This is a genomic window from Ornatilinea apprima (assembly GCF_001306115.1).
Taxonomy (GTDB): domain Bacteria; phylum Chloroflexota; class Anaerolineae; order Anaerolineales; family Anaerolineaceae; genus Ornatilinea; species Ornatilinea apprima.
The window spans coordinates 1-23,525 of record NZ_LGCL01000022.1; the positions used below are offsets into that span (position 1 = coordinate 1).

The following is a 23,525-nucleotide window of genomic DNA, read 5'->3' on the forward strand; positions in this document are numbered from 1 at the left end:
GAACTTCTACTGGACCAAGCAGGAAGTGCTGGAAAAGCTGGACACCAAGATGACCGAAGCCTTCCACGCCGTGCTGGAGATGTCGCTCAAGGAAAAGGCTTACATGCGCGACGCGGCCTATATGGTCTCCATCGCCCGTGTGGTCAAAGCCATGGAGCTGCGCGGCTGGATCTAATTCTTTTGTGATGAACCTGGCAGTCGGGCAACTGCTGGTTTCTATCTTCTGTTCTCCTCAAGTTCCCCCCTCCGGGCAGAGGGGGGAAACCATTTAAGAACACCTGAGCAATGCGCGACGATGGATGGTTTTTAATTCCTTGCATTAATGTTCTAATAACGTTAAAATGAAACTAATCTTCTCTCCAAGGAGCCCCAGATGCAAGCAGCCGACATCTTGCGCCTTCTCCTGGTCGTTTTCAGCTTCGCCATGCTGTTCCTCTCCTTTTTCTATCTTTTCAGGCGCAAGCTCACCTTCTGGGACTATCTGGGTTGGGGGCTGGTCGCCGTGTTGATTCCCATTCTGGGTCCCTTCCTGGTGATCGCCAGCCGCCCGGGGAAGAGCCAATAAAAAAACGCCCGCGCGGGCGTTTTTTGTTGTCTGTTTAGGCGCATGCGTATTGAAAAAAACTCATCCCCAGCGCTGCAGCTCCAGAATATTGCCTTCCGGGTCGCGCATGTAAACAAAGCAAATTTCACCTTTGCCTGGCACCTGCACCGTTACCACCTCGCCCAGGTCGCTGCCGCCGTGTGCCAGCACCTCGGCGCGCGCCGCGCGCACATCGTTCACCGCGAAGGCCAGGTGCGCCAGCCCCGGCTGGTTGATCGCGCGCGGCGACTCGGCTGCCAGGGTGTTGTATTGAAAGATTTCCAGGGTGGGGCCATTCTCCCCGCAGCCGGGCAGGCGCAAGTGCGCCCCGCGCAGGTGAGCATCTTCCACCCCGGTGGCGCGCTGCAGCCATTCACCCTGCAGGTCGCGCTCCGGCGGCACGGGCTGACAGTTAAATACTTGCTGGTAAAACGCGGCCAGTTTGCGCCAGTCTTTGGCAACAATATTGGTATGGGTGTACGTGCATTCAAGTGGCATGTTCAGCTCCTTAATCGCTGAGATCGCGTTGTTCAAACCCGCTGGCTGCCGCGCTCCACATCACTGCCAGCAAGGCGGCAGTTCCCAGCAGCAACAGCCATACAGAAGGGCGCCCTCCGTTGGGGTTGGCCGTGTAAATCCCGGTTACCGGCGTGAGAAAGCCCATCCCACTGACCGCGCGCGAGAGAATCGCCAGGCCGCCCCACACTCCCCACCCAGCCAGGCTCACCCAGCGCGCGAAGCCCAAGCGCCCGCCCGCGCTGGCCAGCGCCAGCGCCAGGCTGCCGAGCAGAATAGGCGGCAGGGCCAGGGTGAAAGCGGCCAGCGACAGCGCGTCTGCGTTGAGGGTGTAGCGCGGCGAGAACAACCCAGGGGCCGCGGCCAGCAGACGCAGCGCCGTGCACACCAGCAGAATGCCGGCCGCCAGCCCCAGGGCTTTTTCCACCACAATCTGCCAGCGCGGAATGGGAAAAGCCAGAATCAGCGCCAGCGCGCCGCGTTCTTCGGCGCCGGCCATCAGGCGGCTGCCGGTGAGGATGGCGCAGCCGCACAGCACCAGCCCGAAGAGCAGGTTAAAGCCGGCGGCAAACAGCCACGCCTCCCAGCCGGAGAGCGGCAGAGAAGCCCCGCTGAGGCGCGCAAAAACCTGCTGGACCGGCAGCGGCACCCCGGCCGCGTGCCAGCCCAACAGGCCTGCCAGCAAACCGCACAGCAGCAGCAGGCTTTTCAGCCAGCTGCTGAGTGTGGATCGTAATGTCTGGATGAAAACTTCACCCGGCATGGCCAACCCCATAGTACAGGGAGAACGCCTCTTCAAGGCTGGGTTGGCGAGCCTTGAAGTCCATCACCTCGCTTTGTTTACGAGCCAGTTCCAACAGCGCCTGCGGGTCGCCGGTAACCAGGCACTGCAGGCGGTTTTCCTGCCAGCGCAGGTTGCGAATGGTCGGCTGAGATTCAAAGATCTCATGCGTAACCGGCCCGGCAAACTGCATCTCCACTTTGTTGAAGGCGCGCGCGCGCAGGTGAACCGCGCGTTCCACCGCCACCAGCCGCCCGTTATGGATCACGCCCACCCGGTCGGTGATGCGTTCCATTTCATTCAGCGAGCGCGAAGAGATAAAGACGGTGCGGCCTTCGCGGCGCACTTCGGCGATTAATTCATACAGCGCCTCACGCCCGGCGTCATCCAGGTAGCGGGTCGGCTCGTCTAAGAGGAGCAGTTCGGGGTCGTGCATAAAAGCCTGCACCAATCCGATCTTGAAGGTATCCGCTTCATCCAGGCGCTGGATGGGCGCGTTGAGGTTGACCTTGAGCCGCCCGGCAAGATGTTCAATCTTGCTGAAAGAAACACCACCACGCAGTTTGGAGAAATAGCGCAGCACATTGGCCCCGGTGGTGAAGCGCGGCAGCGACATCTGCGCGGGCAGGTAGCCCACCAGCTTGCGGATGTGAACGCTCTGGGCGTGGCTGTCCATGCCAAAGAGCAGGGCGCGTCCGGAGGTTGGGCGGATCAGGTCCATAAACAGGCGAATGGTTGTGGTTTTGCCCGCCCCATCGGGGCCGAGAAAGCCAAACACTTCACCCGGTTCCACTTCCAGGGTTAATGAATCAATCCCGGCGCGGGTGCCATAAATTTTGGTTAGATTTTCAGTTCGTGCAACGAAAATAGCGCATAGCAGCCTCCTGTAAATTCACCAAACCTGGTGGCCAGATTTAAAATGAAAACCGGCGGATCCGAGAGGGAAACCAGCCGGCGGAGACTTTAGCGCGCCTCAGGAGATTGTTGAGAACCTCAAGCTGGGTTTCCCCCTTTGAATTGCTCCATCGTAAAGACGTGAAGGGAAACGCCTTCGCCGCCGTCACGACGCAATTCGCTATTCAACACCTTTTTCGATAACACCTGTCTATCGTCCGTACTGGGAGGGACGCTTTCGGCGTTATCTGAGCCTTCAAGCTCCATTACAACTCCTTACATAATCGAATAATATACACACGGACACCTTCTCCCGTGTAGTTTAATTTTATGGATGAATCGCGGATTCGTCAAGCGATTCGCCTGGATTGATGCATATCAGTATCGATAGGTCAAACCGCCCTGCGGAAGATTGCGATTCTCTTGTAGGGCGGTGTTGAGGGCGGATGATCTGCTATGAATCAAAACCATTTTGAAGCCCGCCCGAAACCCGCCGGTATCGTATTGGTGGGATTCGGGCGGGTAGCTACACGGGTTTACCTTTGAAGTGGATTTTCCGCCTTCCACCCACTCTACCCATGAAGGTGGTTGACCGCCGAACGTTTGTCTTGTAGGGCGGTGTTGAGGGCGGATGATCTGCTGTGAATCAAAACCATCTTGAAGCTCGCCCGAAACCCGCCGTTGATCAATCTGTTGGTGGGTTTCAGGCGGGCCAATACGCTGGTTTACCTTTGAAGTGGATTTTCCGCCTTCCACCCACCCTACCCATGAAGGTGGTTGACCGCCGAACCCTACGGAAGGATGGGATTCTGGTGTTGTTTGTTTGATGGTGAAATTTACGCGGGTGGCTTCGCGCCCTGTTTTTGAATTCGTGGGAATGAATGGCGGTTAATAGCCGGGCAGGAAGAAGCCTTTGGTGTGCGGGCGCGCGCTGAAGACCGTGCCGGGCGTGGAACTGCCGTAACTGTTGGTGGCGATCACGCGGTAGTAATACGTTACCCCATTCTGCAGATTCAGGTCTACAAAAGAGGTTTCGTTCTGCCCGGTGGTGCCCACCGCCGTCCAACCGCTGCTGCCGTTGAGCGAGCGCTCCACGCGGTAGCCGGTTTCGTCGTCAATCACATCCTGCCATTCCACTTGGATGGCCGTGAGCGAAAAGCCTTTACCTTCGCCTCCCTGAGGAGCCAACGGCACACCGCAGGCGCGCGTGGCGCGCGTTACCTGTGCCGGTGTGCTGGAGACCAGTCCGCTGCCGGTGGCGGTGACACGGTAATAATAGGTGGTGCCGCAGGTGAGGCCGGCTTCTTCAAACTGGGTGCTGTTCGCCGGCAGATCGCTCAGCAGCGTCCAGGCTGCGCCGTCCGGAGAGCGTTCCACCCGGTAATTGCCTTCCAGACTGTTGGAGTCACTCCAGGTGAGGCGGATGCGCTGCATGGAGAGCGCCGCGGACGACAGGCTGCCCGGCGCGCACAACCCGCTGGAGACGGTGATCGTGCTGCTGGGCGTGCTCTCGCTGACGCTGTCCAGTCCGATGACCCGGTACTGGTAGGTGCTGCCGCAGGTTAGCGTGGAATCGGTGTAGCTGGTAGCGTTTGCGGCTGTGGTGCCGATGGCGCTCCAACTGCTGCTGCCCTGCGGCGCGCGCTCCACGCGGTAGCCGATCTCGCTGGTGTTGGTGTCCGTCCAGTTCAGGCGGATTTGCGTGCCGCTCAGAGTTGTGGCAGTGAGGCCGTTGGGCGGGTAGAGGCAAGATTGGGTGGTGAGCGTTTTTTCGGCGCTGGCTGCCGAGGTGCCGTTGCCGTTATACGATTTCACCCGGTAGCGGTAGCTGGTGCCGCAGGTGAGACTGCTGTCGGTGAAGCTGGCCTGGTTGGCGGCGGTGCCGCCGAGGGGCGCCCAGGCTGTGCTGCCGATTGCCGCGCGTTCCACGCGAAACCCCGCTTCATTGGTGGAAGCGTCCGTCCAGGTGACCTGAATGGAAGTGCGTGAGAGCGCCGATCCGTTTACATTGGTTGGCACAGCGGGCGGCGGGCCGTCACGGAAGCGCGCCGCGGTGGTGCGGGTGGTATTGAGTGTGCGCGCGTTGTCGGCGCTGCTGCTTCCGGTGTCATACCCGTTGTACGTAACGTTGGGGTTCGACCAGTAGTTAATCCGTGTGCAGGTTGGACAGAAGTTTGCATAAGACATGATGGTGCGGAAGTTACCCGCCTGGCTGAGGAAGCCGTAAGAATAGCTGAAATAGCCGGTTCCGCCATAGAGCTGCGCCGCCTGATAATCATGATGTGCGCCCATGTTGTGCCCGGTTTCGTGCGCCAGGGTGTAGCCGGAAAGGCATTCGCGCGAGACAACCGCAAAGGCGTACTGGTCAAAAAAGCTCTCGTAGCCCTGCTGCAGCATCCAGGCGATGCCGCAGTAGCTGCCGCCTGCACGGATCAGCACCACCAGATCGGCGTTGTACGTATTGCGCAGGCTGTGCACGCTGTCCATATAACCGTCGCTGGTATACGTCAGGTGGTCGAGGTTGGTCTCATACGCAAAGCTAGACTCGGAATAACTGACCTCGCTGGTGTGGACCAATTGCATCCGGGTGTTGATCTGGCTGTTGTTGTAGCTGGTATTGGCCAGCGCGATGGCGTTGGCGATTTCGCTTTGGATGGCGCTGTCGCCCCCGGCGGTACTGCGCGCCGTGGGGGTGTAAACCACCAGCACGTCCAGCAGGGTTCCGTCGTCGTCGCCCACCAGCCCCTGCGCCTGCAGGTTATAAGCGGTGTTGGGCGGTGTGGGTGAGGTGCTGTCGGGGGTGAGGTTGGCAAGGTTCACCTGCTCCAGCAGGGCCTGATTGGCGTCCAGCATGCGCAGGCGGTAGAACGAGCCGGCCAGGTTAAGCGTGCCCGCCAGCGCGGATTCGGTGAAAGCCAGGCTGACCTCGCTGCCCGGCTGGCTGCTCACCGCGCCGGTGAGGGTGGTTACGCCGTTGGCGTCCACCGCGGCGGATTGCAGCTCGGCGATGAAGGTGGCGTCGCTGAACAGGTTAAGGGTAATACTGAACGGGCCTCCGCCGCTTTGCAGCTCAGCAGCTGCCTGGCGCAGCAGGTCGTAGTTTACCTGCACATTGCGCGCGCGCACCAGCTCCGGGGTGGGCGCCAGGCGCGGGTAGCTGGCCTGTTGCGGGTCATCAAACACGGCTGGCGCGGAGTCCTGCGCCAAAACGGGCAAAGCCCCGATAACCGCCGCAATCAGGGCAGCGATCAGGGCGAATGTGATTGGGCGAATCAGGGCGGGTTTCATACAGCGGCAACCAGGTTTTTGAATACTACTAAATTAGTCGATATTGATAAACTCATTTTACTATATCACAACCAACCTGTCGCCCTATCTAAAAACGCTGTAAGTTTTTTGTAAATACCTCCGCGCCTAGGCTTCGACGGGCACCAGCCACAGTGATTGGTAGGGCTGCAAGGAAAGCTGGCGCGCTTGCGCGTTGCTGAAGGTCTGGTCACTGAGCACATCGCGCCACGCGCTCACCTCAAAGCCTTCTTCATTGATGTCCGCGCACGCGCCGCAGGTTTGGTTGGTAAAGTTGGTCAGGCATACCACCAGCCCGGCCTCAAACAAAGAGAAGCGCAGCACGCCAAACACGCCCTCACCCGCGTCCAGAATGGTCTGCACCCCGGCTGGGTCAAAGGCGGGCACCGCAGCGCGCGCCGCGGCCAGCTGGCGCAGACCGTCGTACACGCGGCGCAGCGGGCTGTTTTCTTGCGCCATCTGGTTTTCCACCGCGTTCAAATCCACCGTTTGAGACACCGCGATGCGCCCTTCGCCGGAGATGCGCGCGGGCAGGGCCGGGGCCAGCAGACTGGAGAGCGACAGCGCCGGCAGGCCCACCAGCGAGAAGAGCACGGCGTGGGCAGCCAGGTAGCGGGCGATGCCGGTGTCTTCAGTTTCGCCGTCGGCCGCGCGCAGCGCGTCCCACAGGCGCAGGCGCAGCTCCAGCGCGTCGGGCTGTCCGTCTGCCCCGCTCTGCCAGGTTACCTGCCCGCCGCGGGCTTCCGCCTGCCGCCCCAGCGAGCGGCGTTGTTCGGCGCTTAATACGCGCGCGGCCGGCTGCACGGCGAAGCTTTCCAGCGTGTCGATCTGGTTGTAGAACATCACTTCCGGGAAGGGCAATGACATACGCTTAGCCCAGGTGCGGAACGGGGCCGTGTCGCCGTTCCACAGCGCGTGCAGCAACAGGGGCGCGAAGGCGTTATTGGGCAGCAGGTGGGCTTCGTTTTCACCGTTGCCGCCGTAGAGCGCCGTGTCGCCCTGATCGCTGCTCACCCCTGCCATCAGCCGGAAACCAGGGGCGCATTCATTGACCACCGAGCGCAAGAAGCGCGCGGCCAGGTGGCAGCGGGTATCGTTGAGCTTTAGGCTTCCGTCACGGTACCACAAGCGCTCCACGTCCACCAGGCGCGCCAGGCGCGCTCCACGGTAGACGGTGTGCAGCAAGGCCGCCGACATTTCGCGCAGAATTTGCGGGTTGAGATAGTTAAGGGTGGGGTTTTCTTGCCCCAGGTAATACGCCTCAAAGTCCGGTTCGCCCTGGCAGAAGGCCTGGAACCAGTGATGGGCGCGCGCGGTGCGCTGCAGGGGCAGGTCGGTCATCAAATGGAACTGCCCGCCCAGCGCCAGAATGTCGCTCCAGTTCCCCACCTCCGAACGCACCCGCCGGAAGTCTTGCGTGGCGTGCGGGTCGTTCTCTTCGGCAGGGTAGAAGGGCAGCAGGTGCAAACCGCTCACCCAACCCTTCAGCCAGCGTTCGGCGAACTGGCGCAGCCCTGCCAGGGCGGTTGGCGCGCTGCCGAGAAAGTCGGTTGGGTTGGCCATCAGAAACAGGTCACCGGCGCTGAAACGGTGTTCGGCGTCCAGCGCAGGCAGCGGCATGGCCTCGCGCAGCGCCTGCAGCCAGAGAATAGTTTTTTGGGCTTCTTCGTCACCGTAGATGGTGGAAAAGACAAAATCCGACTGCATACAGCGGTGATTGTGATCGTGATCGTGACTCATTTTTTCACTCCTTATGCGTTTCCGGCGACTTTCCAATGCAGCACCACCGGTTGAGCGTTGTGTGGAATTTGTTGAAACACTTCTTCAAAGGCGATCTGCCTGTTCAGGCATACCAGGGTGGCAATTACCAACCCGTGGGTAACCACCAGCACGGGCTGGCCGTTGTGATGGCGCGCAATGGCATCCATCGCCTGGCTGGCGCGGCCGGCAATCGAGGCCACATTTTCGGCCTGCTCACCGGGCGGGGGCACATTGAACGGGTCGCGCCGGCGTGCTTCCACCAGGTCGGGGTAGCGCAGGGGAATTTCCTCGGCCAGCATGCCTTCCCATTCCCCCAGGTTGGCCTCGCGGATGCGCGGCTCGGCTTGCAGCGGCAGGTTCAGCCGCTCGGCCACCGCGCTGGCAGTCTGCATGGCGCGCGAAAGCGGACTGCTGTAAACGGCCTGAAAGGCCTTACCGGCTGCGGCAAGGCTGCCGGCCAGCTGCCGGGCCTGCTGGCGGCCGGTTTCATTTAAGGGAATATCCGACTGCCCCTGAAAGCGGCGCTCCATATTCCAATCGGTTTGGGCGTGGCGCACCAGCCAGATCTCGGTCATCAAAAACAGCCTCCTCTTGCGCCGGATGGATCCGGTTGTGAGAATATCCTTCGAATTTTACCCCTAAATCACCCATTCCATTGGGTGCCCGCATAAGAAATTTTTAACTCGCTGGTAGTGGGACGATGAATTCGCTAAATTCAGCCTGGCTTGTCCAATTTTATGACATTTACCCCCCGATTCGATGACAAACGGCAATGCCGCCAGCGTTGACAATTTGGCGAGATTCATGCTATTCTTTTGCCAGCAATGACTGTCAAAAAATTTGAAAGGATGGTTTGACATGGCTTATATTATTGATGCAGACGAGTGCATCGCTTGCGGTGCTTGCGAAGCGGATTGCCCGGAGAACGCGATTTCTGAGGCCGATGGCTACTATGTGATCGACCCGGCGCTGTGCAAAGACTGCGGCAACTGCGCGGATGTTTGCCCCACCGGCGCTGCCCACGAAGTCAAGTAATTGTTGTTTCTCTTACCCTTCCCATTCCCCTTTTCTGCCTGGCAGCGAAGGGGAATGGGCGTTTAAGCGGGGCTTTTCACCCTGACCACTTGACCAGATTTTCCCCGCCCTTCTCCACGCCAAGCATTTTTGAAATCAGATTCATGGTAAACTCGCTTTGATGATGGACGAGAAAACGCTCAAAACCCTTGAGTTCCCCAAAGTGCTGGAGCGGCTGGCTGCTTACGCGGCCTTCAGCTATTCGGCGGCGCTGGCGCGCGAACTGCGCCCCACTACCGACCGGCAGGAGGTTCTGGAGCGCCAGGCGCGCACCACGGAAGCGCGCCACCTGCTCAGCGTTCACGATGAAATTGGGGTGGGCGGCGCGCGCGATGTGCGCCCCCAGGTGGAACTGGCCCGCCGGCGCGGCGTGCTGGAAGCCCCCGACCTGCTGGAGATCAAGAACACGCTCATCGCCGCCCGCGAGCTGGCGCGCAGCGTGGAGCGCCAGGAGGCACCCTACCCCCAATTGCAGGCCATTTCCGCCCGCCTGGCCCCACCGCCCGGCGTGGTGGACGCGATTTCCCAGTCCATCTCTGATCGCGGTGAGGTGCTCGACAGCGCCTCGCCCAAGCTGGCTGCTATCCGCCGCGAGCTGAAAACCGCACACGAGCGCCTGCTCTCGCGCCTGGAGCGCATGGTCAACGACGCTGATACCGCCCCCATGCTGCAAGAGAATCTCATCACTCAACGCAACGGGCGCTACGTTATCCCCCTGCGCGCCGAGTTTAAGGGGCGCATCCGCGCCATCATCCACGACCAGTCTTCCTCAGGGGCGACCCTGTTTGTGGAGCCGCTGGCTACCGTGGAATTAAACAACCAGTGGCATGAGCTGCAATTGGCCGAGCGCGACGAAGAGCGCCGCATTCTGGCCGAGCTGACCTCCCGCATCGGCCTGCACGCCGAGGCCATCCAGCAGGTGGTAGACGCCCTGGCTGAGTTCGACCTGGCGCTGATGTGCGCCAAATACGCCGACGACCTGGACGCCTGCGAGCCGGTGCTGGAGCCTTTCCGCGAGCAGGAAAATCACCCCGGCAGCACGCTGCTGCTTTACCAGGCGCGCCACCCCCTGCTTGACCCGCAAAAAGTGGTGGCGATTGATGTGGATTTGTTTGAAAAAACCTTCGCGGTGGTCATCACCGGCCCCAACACAGGCGGCAAAACGGTTACCCTAAAAACCGTGGGCCTGCTGGTGCTGATGGCGCAGAGTGGTTTGCACATTCCCGCCCAATCCGGTTCCAAGCTGAGCGTGTTCGAGAATTTGTTTGCCGATATTGGCGACGAGCAGTCTATTGAGCAGTCGCTTTCCACGTTTTCCGGGCACATCACCAACATCATCCGCGTGTTGGAGGCTGCCGACCAGCGCTCGCTGGTGCTGTTTGATGAGTTAGGCGCGGGCACCGATCCGCAGGAAGGCGCCGCCCTGGCGCGCGCCATTCTGCAGCATTTGGTGCGCCGGCGCATCACCTGCATGGTGGCCACCCATTACCCCGAGTTGAAGGCCTACGCCCACGGCGCGCCGGGGGTGGTGAACGCCAGCATGGAGTTTGACGTCAAAACCCTGCGCCCCACCTATCACCTTAATATCGGCCTGCCGGGGCGCTCCAACGCCCTGCTCATCGCGCAGCGATTGGGCATGCCCGGCGATATATTGAAAGCCGCCCGCACGGTGATTGACCCGGATGAACTGCGCGCCGAAGACCTGCTGGATGAAATTCACCACCAGCGCGACCGCGCCCGCCAGGCGCGCGCCGAAGCCGACGAATCCCGCCGCGAGGCCGAGAAAATCCGCGCTGAGCTGGCCAATCGCCTGGAACACATTGAGGATGAACGTCTGTCCATTCTGGAGAAAGCCCGCCAGCAGGCGCAGAATGAAATTGCCGCCCTGAACCGCGAGGTGGAAGACGCCCGCCGCGCCCTCAGCCGCACCCGCCAGCCTGTTGAGGATATCCGCGAGCTGCAGGATAAAGTGGAAAAATTGGAGGCTGAAACCACCCAGCCCGTTGAGCGCCGCCGCACGTTAAAAACCCCCGAGGCGCGCCCGCTGCGCGCTGGTGATAAGGTGCATGTGCGCAGCCTGGGCATGGACGGTAAAGTAGCCGCGATTTTTGACAGCGAGGTGGAGGTGCAGTTGGGTTCGCTGCGCGTGCGCGCGCGCATCGCCGATCTTCAACGGCCTGGCGAGGTGGAAAAGCCCGCCCCCGAGCCGGAAAAGAAGCGCGCCAGCGGTCCTTCGGCCGCCCCTGAGAATGTCTTTTACCCCTCGCCCGGCATGGAGTTGGACCTGCGCGGCCAGCGCGGTGAAGACGCCCTGGAAGAGCTGGACCGCTACCTGGAAAAAGCCTATCTGGCCGGCCTGCCCTTTGTGCGCATCATCCACGGTAAAGGCACTGGTCGCTTAAAGGAACTGGTGCGCAAAGCCCTGCGCCGCGCCGAGCATGTGAAAAGCTGGATGGTGGCAACCGAGCCGGAAGGCGGCGACGGCGTAACCGTGGCACACATGGTTACCGAATAGCCTGCCGGTTCTCATCCCCGCGCTGCCGCCGATGCGGCACGCTTTTTTAATCGTGGTCATTTTTCCCGCTGCTGCATGAAAAAGAAAAGGCTGATTGTGCGTTCCCCTATACACAACCAGCCTCTTGGCGCAGGTCCCCTTTGTCTGCGTCCCGGTATTTCTTTCAAGTAATCGCTATGACTACATCATATTCAAGGGGCGTAGACAGAACATAGACATCGCAATCCAATTCGCTCATTTTTTGAACAAACTTTTCTCAAACTGGCGCACAACAGACTGTAATACCGATTCTGTACTGTTCTGACGTATCATTTCCAGCGATTTTTGTAATAAATCGCGCGCCTTGCGGTGATCTGCGTCTTCTTCAGGCAGACATTGATACAACACACGTTGGGCAAGAAACCGCACCCAAAAATTCTCGCATTGATCTTCGCTCGTTAAAAAGCTGGCAAGCTGCTGTTTCACCTCGTCCAACTGCCCGCGGTTGAAGGCCAGGCGGGCGCGCAGCATCTGTACCGTCATCGGCAGGGTGGCCAGTTGGCGGTCTTTAGCTTCCTGCTCCATCTGTTCAAGCTCAGTTTCTTCAACCGGCGCGACCTGACCTGAATGGGCCAGATAGACGAACCTGGCAACTCGCGCCATCAGGTAAATGGCCCCCAGGCCGTTCTCCCGCGCCAGGTTGATGGCTTTTTCCAGTGTTTCCTGGCCAATTTCCACACTGCCAGACTCCAGCCGGGCCATACCCAGACGCGCCATGCTGTTCAAGGTGAGGGTATGATCTGTGCCCGTCTTCACACCCATTCCGTAATACCGGCAAGCCTGGTCTAAATCTCCGGCAATGCGGTAAATATCACCCAATAAACAGTTCGCTTCACTCAATACATCGGAATAATTCCATTCCCGGCCGATCTCCAGCGCTTTTTGGGCGAATTTCCAGCATTCATCCAGGCAGCCGCTGGCAAACCGCACCCGGCCCGCTACAGCATACAGCCAGCCGGCGGCGTGATGGATTTGAGCCGTTTCGGCCTGGTGAATGCCGTTCATCGCCTCTCGGTAGGCGGATTGGTAATCTCCCAGGTAATAATAGATTTGCGCCAGTACCGAGCGCGAGCGCAGGGCAATCAGCGGGAAATATTCATTCAGGCTTTCTTTCAGCGCGGTCTGGGCGTGCGGCAAGGCCAGGGCGGGCCAGCCCGTTTGTAGGAAAAGAATGGACAACCAGGTTTCCACATTCAGCCGCACTGTCTTTAAGTCTCTGTGGGTTGATGTTTGTGCCAATTGAATGGCCTTGTTCAGCGATTCGGCCGCTTCCGCATAGCGGTAGGAATGGACCAATAAGATTCCCTGGCGCAGCAGCGCTTTGGTTTTCTCCAGCACATGCTCCGATGATTCCAGCAAAGCCAGGGCGCGTTCCAGGTAAATCAGACCTTCTGACATCCGGTGATGGAGCAGGTTCTCAACCGCTTTGCCGCTCAGCGCGCTGCCCACCAACAAACGGCTGCCGCGTTCCTGCCCAATGCGTTCCAGCGTGTGATAGGCCGTGGCGACGGTTTCCTTGTCTTCCAGATCGTAGGCCATTTCACCCCAGGCCGCGTACAGCGATAAAACTTCTTCATCGGTAAAAAGGTGTTCCTGCTGCCGCATCAGGTGGTCGGCGCGTGTGTAGGCGGAATAGGCGCTGTGCTGCGAATACAGGCGGCGGGCGTAATTGGCCGCTTGCAGCCAGTAGTGGAAGGCGCGCTGGGCTGCCCCACCTGCCTCAAAATGGACGGCCAGAGCTGCTGAGCGGTTAATGCCCACCTGCCCCTGCCGTTCCATCGCCTGGGCGATATGCAGATGAATCAGCCGCCGCCGCGCCGCGCTCAGGTCCTGGATAATCAATTCGCGAATTTTTTCGTGAACAAACTTATACGCCCCAGGCACCGGGTATTGCGGGTCGGATTGAATCACGTAATGCCGTTCCAACAATTCCAACGCCGAGGTCACTTGCTCGGGGCTTTGTCCGGTGGCGGCCTCCAACAGGCCTGGCTCAAAAGAAGACCCGATCAACGCGGCGGTCACCAGGATTTGCTGCTCTGCCATTTGCAGCGTTGCCAGCCGGTCACGGATGAGCATGCGCATGCTGCCGGGAATGGGGGTTTCGCGCAGCTGCTCGGCGAAATCTTGTTCGTTAAATGAACGGACCGAAAGCGCTTTTAAGATTTCAATCAGAAACAGGGGGTTGCCGCCCGTTTCTTGCGCCAACTGCGCGCTGACGGTTTCTCCAATATTGGAGCCCAATAAATAGTTGGCCAGGTCGCTGATTTCTGGCCTGGTGAGGGGTGGAATTTCCAGAGACGTATACGCCCCATAAAACGGCGCCGAACGCAGAAAGTTCTCCAAAGCTGGGTGATGCACGTCTTCGCGGCGCGCCAGCATCAGATGATGGCCATTGTTAAAAAAGCCTTTTTCACCCAGATAATCTAAAAACGCCAGGGTATCCACCTCCGCCCAATGCGCGTCTTCCAAAACAATGCAAATCTCTCTCTCCGCGCTGGTCAGCAGCAGTTGGCGGGCAGCCTCGAAAATTAAGAAGCGGTTTTCTGCCCCTTTCATCTCAACCGATCTCAGCTCCGGGCGCCAATCTTCCAGCTCTGGCACCAGCGAACAAAGCTGCGCTGCCCAATACGAGTCAAATTCCATCCAGGTGTCTTGGTTAACACTACGCCGCAGCGCCTCGCCCAGCGGCATCAGCGGCAGATCCGTCTCATTGGGGTTGCTCTGCAAAACAAACAGGCGTGGTATGCTCTCCATACGCTGGAAGAATTCGTACAAAAGGCGGGTTTTTCCAATGCCGGCCTCACCGGTTATACAAATCACTTGGTTGGCCTGGTAAAGCAGTTTTAATTGGTTCAGCAGCGCTTGCCGCCCAACATAGGGCGTGCGGATGGGCATGGAGACCGGCCACTCAAAGCGGGGTTTGCTCAGGGGCTGGGTACTGGCGTGATGTTTGTCGCAGTATTCTTTCAGACTGGGTGGCATTTCCTCATAGGCGTTGTTTTCCAACAGACTGCGCAGGTAGCGGCAGTAATTGGCGGCCTCTCCGGTGCGGCCCAATTTATCCAGGCACGCCAGCATCATCGCGTGCAGGTCAAAGTTAAATTCATCCGTCTCCAGGGCGGCGCGCAAATAGCGGATGGAAACCTCTGGCGCGTTGGCTAAAAAGAAGTGCCGCGCCAGCCGTTCCAGCAGCGTCAGGCGCAGCGACTCTAACTCGTTGGTGGTTAAGATGGCCCACTGTTCAAATTCCCAGGTGGAAGGCAGGCTGGAGCCGGCCAGGAAGCGGTCAGAACGCCATAAACCGACCGCTTGTTCCATTTGCTGCACCACGTCCGCGTCCAGCGGCTGGTAATACGGAGTTTGCTCGCATGCTTGCAGCACGCTGGCGGCCAACCTGCGGAACTCAACCACGTCCACAAAGACTTTTTCCGGGTTGAGCGCCACAAAATCGCCCTGCGATAAAACCGCGCCTTCAACCGGCAGCTGGCTGCGCAGTTTGCTGATCATGTCGCGCAGATTCGCGCGCGCTTTGGTCTCTGGTTCGTCTGGCCAGAACAACACCAATAGATCTGACCGCCCGGTGTGCTGACCCTGGCAGGCCAGGAAGAAGAGCGTCGAGCGTACCGTTCGCCGCTGAATCTGAAGCGGCTCACCGTTCACCAGAATGAGCGGTGAGCCTAGCAGAAGAATTTGAACCGGTTGTTCATTCATTGTCATTATTCCCCCAGAATAGAATGGATCCGCATTAAATAATATTACCTCATTCACGCGCGTTTTTTCAAATTAGAAAAAAATCTTGTGATGGTTTGATAAAATGAAGCGCCTTCTTCATTTTTAGCTTAACCAGCCAGAGTATAATACTTCCAGTTTATGTTGAAAATCTTTTCTACTTCTGCGCAAGGGCGCAGCCCTGCAAAAATACGCGCCATTCTGGGTCTGATCGTGGTGATCTGGCTGGCTGCTTGCGCGCCGCAGCCCCTTCCATTGGAAGAGGTGCTGCCCAGCGCCACGCCGTCACCGCAGCCCACTGCCACGATTGTCTGGTTCCCGCCCACCGACACGCCCACCCAACTGCCCACACGCGCCATCACCCCCACCCCCGACCGCATGGTCGCCCTGGGAGATATGCTCGTCCAGGATGGTTTCGCCCAACAAAAGAGTTGGACCACGCTGAGCAGCGCGGACGGTAATATTGCCTTTGGCAACCAGGAGCTGTCGCTGGCGGTGGCCAGCCCGCGCATTACCCTGAAAAGTCTGCGCGCTGGCGATATCTACTCGGATTTTTATATGGAATTGACCGCCCAGGTGAACCTGTGCCGCGGCGAAGATGCCTACGGCGTGCTGGCGCGCGCCGCGTCGGAATACAACGCCTACCGCTTGTGGGTGCGCTGTGATGGTCAACTGCGTCTGGAACGCCTGCGCAACGGCGAAGTTGCCCTGCTGAAAGACTGGACGCCTTCCGGCCAGGTGCGTCCCGGCGCGCCGGTAACCAACCGCATCGGCATTCTGGCCAGCGGCGATGTGCTGCGCGTGTTTGTGGACGGTGTTTTTCAGTTTGAAACCCGCGACCCGGTCTGGCAATCGGGCACGTTTGGCGTGCTGGCCCGCTCCAGCGGCGAGACGTCCGTCTCGGTCAGCTTTCGTGATCTAAGCGTTTACAGCCTGGAGGGCGCCGCCATCCCCGCCGCCGCGCTGACGCCCACTCCGAATTGATTTTCACCCATTTCGTTTCAATCGAAATATAAAAGCAGGTTGGGATTTTGGCTGTTCTGATGAAAGGATGTCATTAATTGTTTCGTCCGACGGCCGATCCCGCCAGTCGTCCCAATATACCGTCAATGACGCGGGCGTAAATGCTTTAATGATCACCTGACCATCCTGCGCTTCGATGGCTTTTCGATGATCCTGGAGCAGATTTCCTGTCATGTACAGCCGATTGAGTATGTCGTTGATTCCCTGAGCGGTAGGATAATCACGCGCAGTTTTGCAGTAAAAATTCAGGTCTTTTAAGAGTGGAAAAATTGCCGCCGCGCCGCTTTCCAGGCAGCCCTGCCAGTTGTGTTGAAATATATACTGGAAAATCTGAAGGAGTGGAGTTTGAGGGTGCCAATCCATTAGGCACAGCCCCTGGCGTATGCAATAGTATTCATTGCTTTCTGAACTGACCAGGCGCGCTTCAAAAAACCGCCCAATTTGGCTGGTGTACTGCGGGTACTGTGCCAGCAACTTTATTAGGATTTTCGCAGCCAGTGCCCGATCGTTATCTGAAAGTGGAATGCGCTCGTCGTGGTCGATTTCGCACAACGGCGTAATGGCCAGCTCTCCAAACTGCTCGATCAGGTGGGGAAGTTGTTTGGCGAGCATCAAACGCACGTTGCTCCCCGGCGCAATTTCATACAGCGCCGCTCCAATTTCGTGTGGTGCATGTCCGTCTTCAAGCAATTTTATCCAATCCTTGATGATTTTGCTCTGGAATTCGGGGTGGCGTTTGGCCGATTCGACCAGCAGTTCGCACGCGACCCGTACTCTGGGCTGATCTACACCAATGGCAAATGAATACCTTTCGCACATTTTCAGAAGAGGTTCAATAATTTCGCTTCCTAAACTCAACAACAACCGATTCAGACGCGCTGCCTCCTCGAGATACGCCTGGGTTTTTTGTGAGTCGATGGGATCTAGGTGTCGCATTTTTTCCAACTCTTGATAGCCTCGCTCCACTTGCACTCGCCAGGCAATTAGAGGGGAGAAAGCCTCCATTCCTATGGCTGCAGCGGCTTCCCAATCGCCGCGCCTAGCCAATACCAGCGCCTGATGATAGGCCGTCTGAGGCTGCCAACCCATCTCGAGCAGTTGGTCTACTTCACGCTGGTAGGTGATTGGCGTCTCCGCTTGAATGGTTTCCAGAAGTTGTTGGATATAGTTTTCATCACGCTCAGAAGGGGCAGGGAGCAGGTACTTAGGGTAACGCGAGAGCTGCTGCGGACTGGCTAGCGCAGATAATCGCATCAGATGCATCTTTACCTCCACGTCCAGGGGGTGTGTGGAGTGCTGTAGCAAAGACTGGTTGAGCGCGTAAGCCAGCAAGCCTTCAATCGCATGGGCAGCATCGAGCTTTTGTAGCACGCTCAGAAATTTTTCCTTGTTTTCGTCAGAAATTCCGCGCTCATTAAGTACGGTTGTTATCATCAACGCGCACTCCAACGAGTTGATTTCCTCCAGCGCGCTCAATACCTGTTTGGCCTCTTCTTCCCCATACAAGAATGCACATACCAGTCCCTTGAGGTCGCGTTTCATTTTGAGCCGAGCAATATTTGGACGGAATAAAGGAGGGTAAAAATTCATACGCCATTCTCCTGGTCGGTTGGTAATAGGAGGGAACCTGCCTTCTTTTCCCCTTTTTTGGCAAATTATATAATATTGTATCGGAAAACACGTTGTCTCGGATTGACCACCTGCTCTAGAAATGCCTGAGTGTGGGGCGGTGTCCCGGCCGCCCGAATTCGGGTATACTGATTATAGAACGCCAACATCCCCTGGTTCAGAGCGTAAAAAACAGAACATAGCTAGATCAATTCGATGTACAATTGTTCTGTATAACTTAAAAAAGGAGATCAATCACATGTACCATAAGATCATATTGGTCGGTAATCTGGGACGTGATCCCGAAATGCGCTACACCCCTTCGGGCCAGGCGGTAACCAGTTTTTCGGTAGCGGTGAATGACGATTTTGGCGAAAACAAACGCACCATCTGGGTGCGCGTTTCAGCCTGGGGCAAAACCGCGGAAAACTGCAATAATTTTCTGAAAAAAGGCTCCAAAGTGTTGGTTGAAGGCCGCCTCACCTGCGACGCTTCCACCGGCGGCCCGCGTGTCTACACCCGGCAAGACGGCTCCTCCGGCGCGGCTTTTGAGGTCAGCGCCCAAACCGTGCGATTTCTCTCCACCCGCGGTGAAGGCGGCGGCGGAGAGGACGAATACAGCATGGATTCACACGAAATGAGCGACGCGGGCGACTTGCCGTTTTAATCCGCCGCCATCGTGTATGTCAGCAGCCCCGCCGCGCAGTTAATGGGGGCCGGTTGGGTTGGCGCGCAGCCACACTCCTGGCCGCGCGTGCCTGTGCCAGGCCGTTTATCCCCCTTCTTTTCCCGGTTTGCCCGGGGTTTGGGTTATCAGGATTGCCATGAAAAATTTACAAACAATAGCCGATCAGGTTGTGGAAGTTTTTGAAGAGTTAACCCACGCGCGCGACCAGGCGCTGATCAACGCCCGCCAGCTCACCCGCAAATCGGCGCATACCATTCGCGCCATTCACCGCCTGGAGCGCGAAGAGGCGCAGAGCCTGCTGGCCGAGGCGTGCGAGCTGCAGCATAAACTTAACACCGACCTGGCCAATTACCCCACCCTGCTCTACGCCGGCTACACCATGGACGCGATCAAAGAGTTTGTGGAAGCCAGCATCACCTACGCGCTCATCGTAGACGATCCGCTGCCCACCCCGCAAGACCTGGGCGTGGAACCGGCCACCTACCTCAACGGCCTGGCCGAAGTGACCGGCGAGCTGCGCCGGCGCGTGCTGGATATTCTGCGCCACGGCTACTCGGAAGAGGCCGAGCGCCTGCTCACCATCATGGATGAGATTTACTCCGTTCTGGTGACGATTGACTACCCCGACGCCATCACCAACGGTCTGCGCCGCCAGACGGACCTGGTGCGCGGCATTGTGGAACGCACCCGCGGCGATATGACCATCGCCTTGCAGGAAGAGCGCCTGAAGCAATCCATGGAGGCGCTGCAAAATCGCCTGGATGAGGCCAACCGCTAAACCCGGTTGGAAGTCCATCGAAACTTTTTAAGGGTGAGGTTCCGCGCGGCCTCACCCCAACATTTAACGGCTGACTTCAGTCTGCCGCAGAAACGGCTATAATAGAAAAATGCGAGATCCCAAGAGCATTCCGCAAAGAATTGCCATTGCCTGGAACCCTGACGTGCCCGACGCTGACCGCGAGGCGCGCGAGATGGAGAGCGCCCTGCGCGCCGCCGGGTTGAGCGAGGTGCACGCCGCGTCGCTGCAAGATGCAGCCCTGCACGCCAGCGTGGGCGCCGGCGCGGTGGATCTGCTGGTGGCCCTGGGCGGAGACGGCACCATGCTGCGCGCCGGGCGGCTGTGCGGTCCCAACCATGTGCCCGTCCTCGGCATTAACATGGGCCGCTTTGGGTTTCTGATGGAAGTGGAGCGCGGCCAATGGCGGGATTTCCTTTCCCCTCTGCTTGCCGGCCATTTTCGCCTGGAAGACCGCATGATGCTGCAGGCGGAACACTGGCGCGGTGACACCTGCCTTAACGCCTGGACGGTGATGAATGAGGTGGTGGTCTGCCGTGGAAAAGACGTGCGCCCCATTCGCCTGCGCGCCTGTGTGGACGGCTACCAGCTGGCCACCTACGTCGCCGACGGTCTCATCGCGGCCACGCCGACCGGCTCTTCGGCCTACGCCCTGGCGGCTGGCGGCCCGATTATGCCCCCCGAGCTGCGCAATATTCTCATCATCCCGGTTGCCCCCCATCTCTCGGTGGACCGCGCCGTCATCCTCTCGGAAGGCGTGTGTGTGACCATTCATGTTGAATCACGCTACGATACCGTCGTCAGCGTGGACGGCCAGAACCCCGAACAGGTGCTGGAAGGCGACCTGATTAAAGCCTACGCCGGCGATCACGGTGTTTCCTTTGTGCGCTTTCAGGACGCGGGTTATTTTTATCGCAACCTGACGGCCTACATGGAGCAAAACCCAACCTCCGGCCTTCCATTGAGGTAGTTGAATGACTGAAGAAACCGAAAAACAATACTGCTACCGTCACCCCGACCGCGAAACCCTGCTGCGCTGCAATCGCTGCGACCGGCCCATCTGCACAGCCTGTGCCGTGCGCACCCCCACCGGCTATCGCTGCCGCGAGTGCGTGCGCGTGCAGCAGAAAACCTATGAAACCGCCGTGGTCACCGATTATGTGGCGGCGGCGCTCATCGCGGGCGTGCTGGCCTTTTTGGGCAGCCTGGTGGCCGGGCGGCTGGGCTTTTTTACCCTGCTGGCGGCGCCCTTAGTGGGCATGATCATCGCCGAAGCGGTGCGTTTCATGGTGAAAAAGCGCCGCTCCAAACTCCTGTTTCAAGTTACCACTGCCGCGGCGGTGGTGGGAAGCCTGGCTTCGCTGCTGCCCGCTCTGCTGGGGCTGCTGGTGCTGCTGCTTTCCGGCGAACCGCAGGCCATTCTGTCGATCATCTGGTCGGTGATCTGGCCGGGCATTTACACGTTTTTGGTGGGCAGTACGGTATACTACCGCTTAAGCGGTATCCAGATTCGATAGAGAAGACACAAGTCCTATGCTCCTCGAACTGCGCATTGAAAATTTCGCCATCATCCAAAGCCTTGAGCTGCGCTTTCAGGGCGGCCTGATCGCCTTTACCGGTGAAACCGGCGCGGGCAAATCCATCATCCTCGACGCGGTGGAAGCCCTGATGGGCGGCCGCCCCGACACCACCTTTGTGCGCAGCGGCGCGGAACGCGCCAGTGTGGAGGCGCTGTTCAGCATCCCCGAACAGACCCGCGCGGAAGTGCTGGCTATTTTGGAACGCGAAGATCTGCTGGATGACCCCAACGAGATTCTCATCAGCCGCGAAATTCGCCTGGAAGGGCGCAACACCGCCCGCGTCAACGGCCGCAGTGTCAGCGTTGGACTGCTGCGCGAGCTGGGCGAATACCTGGTGGATATTCACGGCCAGTCCGAACACCTTTCCCTGCTCAACGTGCGCCAGCATCTGCGCCTGTTAGACCGCTACGCCGCCGCCGACAGCCTGCTGGAGGCCTACCGCGCGCCCTACCGCCAGCTTCAGGCGCTGCGCCGCCAGTTGAAAGACCTGCGCGCCGGCGAGCGCGACGCCCATCAGCGCGCAGAATTTCTGACCTTCCAGATTCAAGAGATCGAATCTGCGCGCCTGAAACCCGGCGAAGAGGAAGAACTGCGCCAGGAGCGCAGCCGCCTGGCCAACGCTGAAAAGCTGGCCGCCCTGGCCCAGCAGAGCGTGGCGGCCCTCGATGAAGGCACCCCCGAAATGCCTTCCATCTCTGACCTGCTGGGGCAGGTGGTCGAATCGCTGGCCTCGCTTAGCCGCATCGATTCTTCACAGGCAGAACTGCACGAACGGGCGGCCAGCCTGGAAGAGATCACTGCCGATATCGCCATTGAACTGCGCGATTACCTGGAGCAGATTGAATTTAACCCCCGCCGCCTGGAACAGGTGGAGGTGCGCCTCGACCTGATCAATGGTCTTAAGCGCAAGTACGGCGGCAGCGAAGAGGCCGTGCTGGCGTTTGCCGAGCGCGCCCGCGCCGACCTGGAGCAGATCACCCACGCTGGCGAGCGCATCGCAGAGCTGGAAGCCGAGGAGGCCGCCCTGCTGCCGCGCCTGGCCGAGCATGCCAGGGCGCTTTCGGAGGCGCGCCGCGAGGCCGCCAAAACCCTGGCGCGTGGCATTGAGCGTGAGTTGAACGACCTGAGCATGGTTGGCGCGCGCTTTCAGGTTGATTTTCAGACCCTGCCCGATGAGAAAGGCCTGCCGCTGCCCGGTAAAGGCAGCCTTGCCTATGATGAGAACGGTGTGGACCGTGTGGAATTTCTAATCGCGCCCAACCAGGGCGAGGGATTCAAACCGCTGGTTAAAATCGCCTCGGGCGGTGAGACCTCGCGCCTGATGCTGGCGCTGAAAAACGTCCTTGCCAGCGCCGACCACGTTCCCACCCTGGTGTTTGACGAAATTGACCAGGGCATTGGCGGGCGCGTGGGCACAGTGGTGGGAGAAAAGTTGTGGCGATTGGGCCGCAGCCACCAGGTGCTGTGCATTACCCACTTGCCGCAGTTGGCCGCGTTTGGTGACCAGCACTACCATGTGCGCAAGCAGGTCAGCAGCGGCCGCACCCACACCCAGGTGGAAGCCCTGCACGGTGAATCCCGCCAGGAAGAGCTGGCCCTGATGTTGGGCGGCAGCAGCGACGCCAACCGTCAGGCCGCCCGCGAGGCGCTGCAGTACGTCTCGCGCCGCACCCGCGAAATCACCGCCTGATTCTGCCGCCCCTTGCGGATTTGAAAAATGTTATAATGCGAAAACCTATGAAGAAAAGACTGTTCCTTCTCACAAGCTTAATCCTGACCGGTTTGCTGGCTTTGTTGGCGGCCCCTGTAACCGCCACCCCGCAGCAGCCCCAGGCCTTTTATCAGACGCCCACCCCCGGCGCGGACGGGCGCATCATCTATATCGTTAAACCGGGGGATAGCTGCCTGAGCATTTCGTTGCTCACCGGCGTTGAACTCAACGATCTGCGCCTGCTCAACAATCTGGACGAAGAATGCCTGCTCACCGAGGGCAAACAGCTTTTGCTGGGCGTCGTTACCGAGCCTACCGTTACCCCCGGCCCGTCGCCTACCCCTACCCAGGCGCTGCCCACCCCCACCCCGTTCAACGGCAGCGGTGAAATTTGCGTCTTCCTGTTTGAAGACCTGAACGGCAACGCCCTGGCCGAAGAACTGGAACTGTCCATTGCGGGCGGCGCGGTGAGCATTACCGACCGGGAAGGCGAGGTTTCGCTCACCGGAGAAACCACCACCGACCCGGAGCCGTTGTGTTTTAGCGAGCTGGCCGAAGGCGAATACAACATCAGCGTTGCGCCGCCCGAAGGCTACAACCCCACCACCGCCATGAACTACCCCCTCATTCTGCGCGCCGGCGACCGCTCCATCCTCGACTTTGGCGCCCAGCTCAGTTCTGAAGCCCAGCCCCTTGCTCCCAGTGAAGGCGGGCGCTCGCCGGTGATGGCGATTGTGGGTGGGCTGCTGTTGCTTGGCGGTATTGGTTTGGGCGTATATTTCTGGCGCGCGCGCAAATTCTAAATTTGCATTCTCGCGGATACAACATCAGGCGCGCCGGAAGGCGCGCTTTTCTTTTTTTACCCTGCTGACCCCACACCAAGCCCTCTCCAAAATGCTGGGGAACGCATTTTCGGGATGG

General features: G+C 59.1%; 18 protein-coding genes and 1 pseudogene. 11 read left to right on the top strand and 8 right to left on the bottom strand.

The genetic code is table 11. From position 1 onward, the window contains the following. Both ADN00_RS08660 and ADN00_RS08665 read left to right on the top strand, forming a co-directional pair. Positions 1-175: pseudogene (locus tag ADN00_RS08660) on the top strand (glutamate dehydrogenase); the annotation flags it as partial. A gap of 198 nt (positions 176-373) precedes the next feature. Then, the gene (locus ADN00_RS08665; protein WP_075062579.1) at positions 374-565 is read left to right on the top strand and encodes a hypothetical protein; all 192 of its coding nucleotides are present in this window, start codon (positions 374-376) and stop codon (positions 563-565) included. 60 nt (positions 566-625) lie between these two features. Here ADN00_RS08665 and ADN00_RS08670 read toward each other — a convergent pair whose 3' ends face one another. From ADN00_RS08670 to ADN00_RS08695, 6 genes are all read right to left on the bottom strand, one after another. Further along, a complete protein-coding gene (locus tag ADN00_RS08670; RefSeq protein ID WP_075062580.1) occupies positions 626-1,081 on the bottom strand; it encodes a VOC family protein in 456 nt (151 codons plus the stop codon). Positions 1,082-1,091: 10 nt separating this feature from the next. Continuing rightward, a complete protein-coding gene (locus ADN00_RS08675; RefSeq protein ID WP_160317494.1) occupies positions 1,092-1,862 on the bottom strand; it encodes an ABC transporter permease subunit in 771 nt (256 codons plus the stop codon). Further along, the gene (locus ADN00_RS08680) at positions 1,852-2,772 is read right to left on the bottom strand and encodes an ABC transporter ATP-binding protein (RefSeq protein WP_082389998.1); all 921 of its coding nucleotides are present in this window, start codon (positions 2,770-2,772) and stop codon (positions 1,852-1,854) included. The genes ADN00_RS08675 and ADN00_RS08680 overlap by 11 nt, the downstream gene beginning before the upstream one ends. Before the next feature lie 890 nt (positions 2,773-3,662). Beyond that, entirely contained in the window at positions 3,663-6,062 is a 2,400-nt protein-coding gene (locus ADN00_RS08685) for a fibronectin type III domain-containing protein (protein ID WP_075062583.1), read from the bottom strand. A gap of 126 nt (positions 6,063-6,188) precedes the next feature. Further along, positions 6,189-7,820 (bottom strand): alpha-amylase family protein, encoded by a 1,632-nt coding sequence (locus ADN00_RS08690; RefSeq protein WP_075062584.1) that lies wholly within the window; start codon positions 7,818-7,820, stop codon positions 6,189-6,191. Positions 7,821-7,831: 11 nt separating this feature from the next. After that, the gene (locus ADN00_RS08695) at positions 7,832-8,416 is read right to left on the bottom strand and encodes a histidine phosphatase family protein (RefSeq protein WP_075062585.1); all 585 of its coding nucleotides are present in this window, start codon (positions 8,414-8,416) and stop codon (positions 7,832-7,834) included. A gap of 283 nt (positions 8,417-8,699) precedes the next feature. On the opposite strand from ADN00_RS08695, the gene ADN00_RS08700 reads away from it, so the two are divergent. Then, on the top strand, positions 8,700-8,876 hold the full coding sequence (locus tag ADN00_RS08700) for an indolepyruvate ferredoxin oxidoreductase subunit alpha (RefSeq protein WP_075062586.1): 177 nt from the start codon (positions 8,700-8,702) through the stop codon (positions 8,874-8,876). A 160-nt stretch (positions 8,877-9,036) separates the two neighbouring features. Next, complete coding sequence (locus ADN00_RS08705; RefSeq protein ID WP_082389999.1) at positions 9,037-11,430, top strand: endonuclease MutS2; 2,394 nt, start codon at positions 9,037-9,039, stop codon at positions 11,428-11,430. 234 nt (positions 11,431-11,664) lie between these two features. On the opposite strand, the gene ADN00_RS08710 is transcribed toward ADN00_RS08705, so the two are convergent. Continuing rightward, positions 11,665-15,180: an AAA family ATPase gene (locus ADN00_RS08710; protein WP_075062587.1), complete on the bottom strand. Its 3,516-nt coding sequence runs from the start codon at positions 15,178-15,180 to the stop codon at positions 11,665-11,667. A 159-nt stretch (positions 15,181-15,339) separates the two neighbouring features. Between ADN00_RS08710 and ADN00_RS08715 the strand changes: the two genes are divergently transcribed. Beyond that, positions 15,340-16,182 carry a hypothetical protein gene (locus ADN00_RS08715; protein WP_075062588.1) on the top strand — a complete coding sequence of 281 codons (843 nt, stop codon included), beginning with the start codon at positions 15,340-15,342 and terminating at the stop codon, positions 16,180-16,182. Positions 16,183-16,185: 3 nt separating this feature from the next. Here the strand turns inward: ADN00_RS08715 and ADN00_RS08720 are convergent, their stop codons facing one another. Next, the gene (locus tag ADN00_RS08720) at positions 16,186-17,811 is read right to left on the bottom strand and encodes a hypothetical protein (RefSeq protein ID WP_075062589.1); all 1,626 of its coding nucleotides are present in this window, start codon (positions 17,809-17,811) and stop codon (positions 16,186-16,188) included. Positions 17,812-18,088: 277 nt separating this feature from the next. On the opposite strand from ADN00_RS08720, the gene ADN00_RS08725 reads away from it, so the two are divergent. The 6 genes from ADN00_RS08725 to ADN00_RS08750 all read left to right on the top strand — a co-directional run bounded on the left by ADN00_RS08725 (position 18,089) and on the right by ADN00_RS08750 (position 23,407). Then, positions 18,089-18,496, top strand: a complete 408-nt coding sequence (locus tag ADN00_RS08725) for a single-stranded DNA-binding protein (RefSeq protein ID WP_075062590.1) — start codon at positions 18,089-18,091, stop codon at positions 18,494-18,496. A 157-nt stretch (positions 18,497-18,653) separates the two neighbouring features. Continuing rightward, positions 18,654-19,295 carry a translin family protein gene (locus ADN00_RS08730; RefSeq protein ID WP_075062591.1) on the top strand — a complete coding sequence of 214 codons (642 nt, stop codon included), beginning with the start codon at positions 18,654-18,656 and terminating at the stop codon, positions 19,293-19,295. Between the two features lie 109 nt (positions 19,296-19,404). Beyond that, positions 19,405-20,283 carry an NAD(+)/NADH kinase gene (locus ADN00_RS08735; RefSeq protein ID WP_075062592.1) on the top strand — a complete coding sequence of 293 codons (879 nt, stop codon included), beginning with the start codon at positions 19,405-19,407 and terminating at the stop codon, positions 20,281-20,283. A 4-nt stretch (positions 20,284-20,287) separates the two neighbouring features. Continuing rightward, positions 20,288-20,830: a B-box zinc finger protein gene (locus ADN00_RS08740; protein ID WP_075062593.1), complete on the top strand. Its 543-nt coding sequence runs from the start codon at positions 20,288-20,290 to the stop codon at positions 20,828-20,830. A 16-nt stretch (positions 20,831-20,846) separates the two neighbouring features. Next, positions 20,847-22,583 (top strand): DNA repair protein RecN, encoded by a 1,737-nt coding sequence (gene recN, locus ADN00_RS08745; RefSeq protein ID WP_075062594.1) that lies wholly within the window; start codon positions 20,847-20,849, stop codon positions 22,581-22,583. 47 nt (positions 22,584-22,630) lie between these two features. Then, positions 22,631-23,407 carry an SdrD B-like domain-containing protein gene (locus ADN00_RS08750; RefSeq protein WP_075062595.1) on the top strand — a complete coding sequence of 259 codons (777 nt, stop codon included), beginning with the start codon at positions 22,631-22,633 and terminating at the stop codon, positions 23,405-23,407. The last annotated feature ends 118 nt before the right edge of the window (positions 23,408-23,525 follow it).